Here is a 6,136-nt window from a genome sequence, read left to right on the forward strand (position 1 = left end):
CACGACGTTTGCAGGCCTCTTCTAGCGACGCCCTCCCCCCCGGTCAATGCACCCCGGCCACGAAGATTTCGGGCCGGGATGCATGGCAGGACAGAGCCGCTTCAGGCGATCAGAGCTTGCGGCGGATCGCCTCGTTGACCAGCGCAGGATTGCCCTTGCCGGCCATGGCCTTCATCACCTGACCGACGAAGAAGCCAAAAAGCTTGTCCTTCCCGGCCTTGTATTCGGCGAGCTTGTCCGGGTTGGCCGCCAGCACCGCGTCCACCGCCGCGTCGATCGCGCCGGTATCGGTCACCTGCTTCAGGCCCCGCTCCTCCACGATGGACAGCGCGCTCGCGCCCGTCTCCATCATCGCCTCCAGCACCTCTTTCGCGATCTTGCCGTTGATCGTGGCGTCGGCAATAAGGTCGAGCAGCCCGCCCAGGGCGCTCGCCGAGATCGGGCTGGTCTCGATGCTCTTCCCAAGCCGGTTCAGCCCGGCAAAGAAATCCCCCAGCATCCAGTTGGACGCCGCCTTGCCGTCCCGTCCTTTCGCGAGCGTCTCGTAGAAATCGGCTGTCGCCTGCTCCATCACCAGCACGCCGGAATCATAGGCCGGAATGCCATACTGGCTGATGAAGCGCGCCTTCTTGGCATCCGGCAATTCCGGCAGAGCAGAGGCCAGTTCATCCACCCAAGCCTGTTCGATCACCAGCGGCAACAGATCGGGATCGGGAAAGTAGCGATAGTCATGCGCATCTTCCTTGCTGCGCATGGGTCGCGTCTCGCCGCGCGCGGGGTCGTAAAGGCGGGTCTCTTGATCAACCGTCTCGCCTGCCTCCCAAATCTCCACCTGGCGGCGCGCTTCCGCCTCAATCGCCTGCATGACGAAGCGGACGGAGTTGACGTTCTTGATCTCGCAGCGCGTGCGGAACGGCTCGCCGGTTTTCCGGACCGAGACGTTCACGTCCGCACGCATGGAGCCTTCCTCCATATTGCCGTCGCAGGTGCCGAGGTAACGCAGGATGGTGCGCAGTTTCCGAAGGTAAGCGCCGGCTTCCTCAGGCGAGCGCATGTCAGGCTCGGAAACAATCTCCATCAGCGCCACGCCCGCGCGGTTGAGGTCGATGAAAGACTGCGCAGGGTGCTGGTCATGCATCGACTTTCCGGCATCCTGCTCCAGATGCAGGCGCGTCACACCGATCTGGCGGATCTCGCCGCTTTCCAGCTCGATATCGATCACCCCGGTGCCCACGATGGGATGCGCGAATTGGCTGATCTGATAGCCCTGTGGCAGATCAGCATAGAAGTAGTTCTTGCGGTCGAACCGGCTGACGAGATTGATCTGCGCCTTCAGCCCAAGGCCCGTACGCACCGCCTGGGCCACGCATTCGCGGTTGATCACCGGCAGCATGCCAGGGAAGCCGGCATCGACGAAGCTCACCTGTGCATTTGGTTCCCCGCCATACATGGCGGAGGCGCCGCTGAAGAGTTTCGCATTGGAAACCACCTGGGCATGCACTTCCAGGCCGATCACGAGTTCCCACGGGCCGGTCCGGCCCTCAATGATATAGGTCATGTTAGGCGCCCTCCCCCATGCGAATCCGGGGTCTTGCCGTAAAGCCCGCCGCGCGTTCCAGCGCGGCGCCAACCGCGAAGATTGTCTCCTCGTCGAAATGACGCCCGAGCACCTGAAGCCCCAAGGGCAGGCCCTGCGCATCGAGCCCGGCGGGGACGGACATGCCGGGAATGCCGGCAATGCTCGCCGGCACGGTGAAGATATCGTTCAGATACATCTTCACCGGATCATCCTCGTTTTCGCCTATGGCAAAGGCGGCGGAGGGTGTTGTCGGCGTCAGCAGCGCATCCACCTGGCCGAAGGCATCCGTGAAGTCCTTCAGGATCAGGGCACGGACCTTCTGCGCCTTGAGATAAAAGGCGTCGTAATAGCCGGCCGAGAGCACATACGTGCCGATCAGGATGCGGCGCCGCACCTCAGCGCCGAAGCCCGCCGCACGGGTTTCCTCGTAGAGGTCCTTGAGGTCGTTCGCCGGCACGCGCAGGCCGTAGCGCACGCCGTCATAGCGCGCGAGGTTGGAAGAGGCTTCCGCCGGCGCGACAATATAATAGGTGGCAAGGCCGTATTTGGTATGCGGCAGGGAGACGTCGACGATCTCGGCGCCCTCGGCCCGCAGCCAGTCAAGCCCCTGGCGCCACAGCGCCTCGATCTCCGGCGGCATGCCGTCAACCCGGTATTCACGCGGCACGCCGATCTTCAGCCCCTTCACGCCGCGCTGGGTGGCGGCCGCGAAATCCGGCACCGCGCGATTAGCGCTTGTGCTGTCCTTCGGGTCATGGCCCGCCATGGAGCCGAGCAGGATCGCCGCATCCTCCACCGTGCGGGCGAAGGGCCCGGGCTGGTCAAGCGACGAGGCGAAGGCCACGACGCCGTAGCGCGAGCAGCGGCCATAGGTAGGCTTGATGCCGACGATGCCGCAATAGGAGGCCGGCTGGCGGATCGATCCACCGGTATCCGTACCCGTCGCCGCCAGCGCCATGCCCGAGGCCACCGCAGCCGCCGACCCGCCGGAGGAGCCGCCCGGCACAAGCGGCGTATTGCTGTCGGCACGCTGCCAGGGATTGATGGTGGCACCGAAGGCCGAATTCGTGGTCGCTGAGCCCATGGCGAATTCGTCGAGATTGAGCTTGCCGAGAAACACCGCGCCATCACGCAGCATATTGGCCGTGACGGTGCTCTCGTAGGGCGGCACGAAGGGTTCCAGGATGCGGCTCGCCGCCGTGGTCTTCACGCCCTTGGTGCAGAAGACATCCTTGATCGCGACCGGCAGGCCGGCCAGTGGCCCGGCCTTGCCACGGGCGAGCGCCGCATCGGCGGCATCGGCCTGGGCCAGCGCCATGTCCGGCGTCACCGTAATAAAGGCGTGGATGTGCGGCTCTAGCGCCGCAACGGCATCGAGATGCGCCTGCGTCAGTTCTCGCGCGGAGATCGTGCGGCGGCGCAGCGCGGCACGGGCGCTGGCGAGCGTGAATTCGAGCGTCATGGTCTTATTCCACCACTTTCGGCACGGTAAAGAAGGGCCCGGAACGGGCCGGGGCGTTGGCGAGCACGGCATCCATCTGGTTGCCGTCCGTCACCACGTCCTCGCGCATGGTCATCGCGGCCGCACCAATATTGGCGAGCGGATCGACGCCCGAGACATCGACCTCGTTCAGCTGCTCAATCCAGCCGAGAATGGCGCCGAGTTCGCCTTGCAGTTGCGCCACGTCCTTCTCGGCCAGTCGGATCCGCGCGAGGCGCGCGATGCGGCGAACGGTGTCGGGATCGAGGGGGACAGATGAGGAGGACATGGAGCAAAAAGGGCCCTTGGGGTTTGAACGGGGGCGGACCATAAAGGCCGCCATGGCAGTCATCAACTTTCACGACCTATGCGAGGCGCTCGAGGCCGAAGTGCGGCTGATCGGCCTCGATCCAGGCTCCAAGACCATCGGCATCGCCCTCTCCGATGTGCGGCTCCGGGTCGCAAGCCCCTTCGGCAGCATCACGCGGGGCAAAATGTCCGGCATCGTTGAGCAACTCGGCCGGATCGTGATGCGCGAAGGCGTGGGCGGACTCGTCATCGGCCTGCCGCTGGGGCCAGAGGGGCAGATGGGCCGGGCGGCCCAGGCGGCGCGGGATTGGGCCTGGTCCATTTCCGATGCCCTCGGCCTGCCGGCCGCTCTCTGGGACGAGACGCTGACCACCGCCGAGGTGCATGACGTGTTGATCGGCGAGATGGACATGAGCCGCAAGCGCCGCGCCGCGGTGGTCGACCGGATGGCGGCGGCCCGCATCCTGCAATCGGCGCTCGATTCCCGGCCCTAGCCCCAGTCGGCCGCACAGGTGAGCGTGGGGCCGGCAGGCGCCGCCTGCCCCCGCCCCTCGGTCAGAATGATCCGGCGGATACCGGACGGAAGCGGGTCCGGCACCGTCGCGCCGATCCAGACGGAAGCAGCCTCTGCCCCCGGCGCCAGCCCCGCAGTGAAGCCGAGTGCGAGATTCAGCCAATCGGGGGCGCCCCCTTCCAGCCAAATCCGGTCATCCGGCCTGAGATCCGCCGCCAGTAATAGCCCGGCCAAAAGCGTTGCGGGAGCGTCGCTGCGGCCCGCGAAAGCCGGAATCAGCCGCAAGACCGAATCGCTGTCGCAGACGTCGCAAGGCGGAATCGCGTCACCCAAGGCCGCCGACCAGAGGCGGAGAGCGGCAAAGTTTGTGCAAGCCTCTGATTCCATCAGGGCCTCACGGGAAAGAGAGGAGGTGGGAGTGTCAGCCATGCGTCGGGATGTGACAGGTTTCGGTCAGAGGGGGCTTGATCGTCGGTGCGACCCCCGTCTATATGCCGCTCACCGCACGGCGGGGCCATAGCTCAGTTGGGAGAGCGCCTGAATGGCATTCAGGAGGTCGTCGGTTCGATTCCGATTGGCTCCACCACCCCCGCCGGTAACGTCTTGAATCATGAAGACTTGCCGGCCAGTGCGGATTTTTCCCCTCTCGAAAATCCTCTGAGTGTTTGGGTCAATGGGGCACAGCTGGTTCCCCGGGGACGCAAAACCATTAATCCCCCTTCCTAAAGCAGCGGCAATCGCGCCCTTACCGAGGGAGCGTTTTACCCCGTGGCGTCCAATCGCGGGACGTGGCAGCACCTTCGCTCGTGGATACCCTTACCGTCGCGCAATGGTCTGTGAAGTCATGAGATGACCGGACAAATAATCTCTATCCAAGACAATAACCGCCCATCCCATTCCTCACTCTAAGTCGTTCATCAAACAAGAACGCACGGCGGGACTAAGCGGCTGCCGCGACAGTATTGAAAAGATGATTGCGCCAGAGAGGTTTGGTACACAGAACCTGGTTGGGGCGTCCGGCCGTCAAACCATCTATCCGAAAGGTGCTCCGCGCAACCGAGGTATCGCCCAATTGTTTTAAACCGCCTGTTTCTTCAGCCTCCATGGAGAAAACAAGCTTAGGATGGGCACCCAAGAAGAAAAAAATGGGAGAGAATCGTGACCAATTCCAACCAAAACTCCGTTGAATTGTTACATGTGGCTCGCGCGGGGGAGGCTCAGGCCGCGGCGACCCTCACCGCTCACGTGCTCGGGACCATCAGATCAGCCGAGACGATCCCCGACGTCATCCTCACCTACAAGGAGGTGTACCGGGCGATGTTTGGCCGGGAGCCCTGAAGCACCTGCCTCGGTCACAGCCTCGTGCAAAGTCGATCTCTCGAAGGCGTTACTCCCACCCTCGCAAAAGACATCCCATATCTCCTCCGAAATGGTGGCGCCAGACCACCAAGGAGAGAGAAATGCCCGATGTTTTCCGCATGAACGACCAAGTGAGGCTCGTGATCGGCGGCCCTAATATGACGGTGATGAACCCGCAGGGCGCCTTCGGCGAGGTCTGGTGCACATGGACTGAGGAGGGGCGCAACCGGCGCGAAGCCTTCGCCGCTGCCTCTCTGATGCTCGTCAAAGGGCGAAAAAGCGTGCCCGAACCCGAACAAGCAAGCATGGCCAACCCGTCCGAGTAGAGACCTGCCCTCAAACCGACCGGCGCCGGAAAGCAGAAAAGGCGCTCTCGCATTTGCCCTGGGCAATTCCCAGGTAAGAACAACGCCCTGCGGCCCACCCTTGGGCAGGAAGAGAGACCCATGAGCGATGCACACGACGCCTCTGGGCGCTACCGCGCCGCGCCGGTCGGCCAGGAGCCCGGCGAAATCTGGTATGGCGTCTTCCTGGGCACTCGCATGGTGTCCGGTCGCGTCATGCGGCAGGACGAGGCTGAGAAAGAAGCCGACAGGATGAATGCGGAGGCGTTGACCGCGCAGCCCCCTGAGGACGCGCCTTATCCCGAATAAATCGGAAAGATGCGGTTTCTATCGAAGCTGAAGCCGATGTCGAGGATGTCATTCAGCTGGTCACCCAAGCATCGGCCGTGCCAAGCCGCCGGCTTGAGCCTGAGAAGCCCAGGCCAACTACCTTCGCGATTTGTCACTGGCCTGTCGCGGTCGTGCTTTTTTGACCCTGCGTGACAATGCCGCTCTGGCCGGTCGTCACGCCACTATGGGTCGAGGTCGCGGAACCCGGGTGGCCCAAGGGA

At 63.7% G+C, this 6,136-nt stretch carries 8 protein-coding genes and 1 tRNA gene; 5 read left to right on the forward strand and 4 right to left on the reverse strand.

The window, feature by feature from the left end; translation table 11 throughout:
* Positions 1-109 precede the first annotated feature (109 nt).
* From gatB to gatC, 3 genes are read right to left on the reverse strand one after another with little or no spacing between them, the layout of a single operon-like run.
* Positions 110-1,558 (reverse strand): Asp-tRNA(Asn)/Glu-tRNA(Gln) amidotransferase subunit GatB, encoded by a 1,449-nt coding sequence (gatB, locus tag VL752_RS18090; RefSeq protein ID WP_325357302.1) that lies wholly within the window; start codon positions 1,556-1,558, stop codon positions 110-112.
* Position 1,559: 1 nt separating this feature from the next.
* Positions 1,560-3,041, reverse strand: coding sequence for an Asp-tRNA(Asn)/Glu-tRNA(Gln) amidotransferase subunit GatA (gene gatA / locus VL752_RS18095; RefSeq protein ID WP_325357304.1), 1,482 nt, complete (start codon positions 3,039-3,041; stop codon positions 1,560-1,562).
* 4 nt (positions 3,042-3,045) lie between these two features.
* Positions 3,046-3,348 carry an Asp-tRNA(Asn)/Glu-tRNA(Gln) amidotransferase subunit GatC gene (gene gatC / locus VL752_RS18100; RefSeq protein WP_325357306.1) on the reverse strand — a complete coding sequence of 101 codons (303 nt, stop codon included), beginning with the start codon at positions 3,346-3,348 and terminating at the stop codon, positions 3,046-3,048.
* Between the two features lie 52 nt (positions 3,349-3,400).
* Here gatC and ruvX point away from each other — a divergent pair, with 52 nt between their 5' ends.
* Positions 3,401-3,862, forward strand: coding sequence for a Holliday junction resolvase RuvX (gene ruvX / locus VL752_RS18105; RefSeq protein ID WP_325357308.1), 462 nt, complete (start codon positions 3,401-3,403; stop codon positions 3,860-3,862).
* Here ruvX and VL752_RS18110 read toward each other — a convergent pair.
* Positions 3,859-4,269 (reverse strand): hypothetical protein, encoded by a 411-nt coding sequence (locus VL752_RS18110; protein WP_325357310.1) that lies wholly within the window; start codon positions 4,267-4,269, stop codon positions 3,859-3,861. The genes ruvX and VL752_RS18110 overlap by 4 nt on opposite strands.
* Before the next feature lie 123 nt (positions 4,270-4,392).
* Here VL752_RS18110 and VL752_RS18115 point away from each other — a divergent pair.
* From VL752_RS18115 to VL752_RS18130, 4 genes are all read left to right on the forward strand, one after another.
* A tRNA-Ala gene (locus VL752_RS18115) sits at positions 4,393-4,468 on the forward strand.
* 572 nt (positions 4,469-5,040) lie between these two features.
* Complete coding sequence (locus tag VL752_RS18120; protein WP_325357312.1) at positions 5,041-5,220, forward strand: hypothetical protein; 180 nt, start codon at positions 5,041-5,043, stop codon at positions 5,218-5,220.
* Between the two features lie 122 nt (positions 5,221-5,342).
* Positions 5,343-5,567, forward strand: coding sequence for a DUF2158 domain-containing protein (locus tag VL752_RS18125; protein WP_325357314.1), 225 nt, complete (start codon positions 5,343-5,345; stop codon positions 5,565-5,567).
* A gap of 120 nt (positions 5,568-5,687) precedes the next feature.
* A complete protein-coding gene (locus VL752_RS18130; RefSeq protein WP_325357316.1) occupies positions 5,688-5,894 on the forward strand; it encodes a hypothetical protein in 207 nt (68 codons plus the stop codon).
* The last annotated feature ends 242 nt before the right edge of the window (positions 5,895-6,136 follow it).

Origin of the sequence: Acidisoma sp. (genome assembly GCF_035492295.1) — a bacterium.
In the GTDB taxonomy this organism is placed as follows: Bacteria; Pseudomonadota; Alphaproteobacteria; order Acetobacterales; family Acetobacteraceae; genus Acidisoma.